This window comes from Vibrio sp. 03_296, from assembly GCF_002265885.1.
Map to the genome: position 1 here is coordinate 1 of NZ_NPKW01000345.1, position 651 is coordinate 651.

A 651-nucleotide genomic window follows, 5' to 3' on the forward strand; every position below is an offset into this window, starting at 1 on the left:
TATTGGCGCAAAGCTTGCAATGCTTCGTGAGCCAAACGGCCGTCCTTCTCCAGCGCCTCACTAAATTCAATTAAGCGGTTGGTGGTTTTGCCCGCTGCCGACACCACCACTAAATCGTTGTCACCCGAGTACTCTTTGAGGATGTTCACCACACGACGATAGCAATCCGGATCCGCAAGGCTGCTTCCACCAAATTTGTGCAGTTGTCGAACTTGACTCATTAACAGCTCTCCTTCGCTTGTTGAAAGGCCTGCTTGAGGTCGGCAATCAGATCTTGCGCATCTTCCAGCCCCACGGATAAACGCAATAACTGTTGCGTGACGCCTGCTTCTGCGAGCGTCCTCTCCACTCGCACGATGAGTCATGGAAGCAGGATGACAAACCAAACTTTCGACACCACCAAGTGACTCCGCTAATGAAAATAAATCTAGCGCTTTCACAAACACTTTCAATTGCTCGAAGCTGCCAGCAAATTCAAAGCTCAACATCGAGCCAAAGCCCGATTGCTGCTTTTTACAGCCAACCTCATGGCCGGGATTGCGCTGGCAAACTCGGGTGGATAAATGGTGCCGACTAACTCTTGAGTTTGCAGATAAGAGAGGATTTGTTGCGAACTTTCTTCATGCACGCGCATACGTGCCCCCAAGGTGC

At 50.5% G+C, this 651-nt stretch carries 1 protein-coding gene and 1 pseudogene; both read right to left on the reverse strand.

Features of this window, described 5'->3' with window-relative positions; translation table 11 throughout:
• A partial coding sequence (locus tag CIK04_RS24515) for a hypothetical protein (RefSeq protein ID WP_142995009.1) occupies window positions 1–221 on the reverse strand: 221 nt, incomplete at its 3' end.
• Window positions 221–651 (reverse strand): annotated as a pseudogene (locus CIK04_RS24520) (PLP-dependent transferase); the annotation flags it as partial. The pseudogene CIK04_RS24520 and the gene CIK04_RS24515, both read right to left, overlap by 1 nt.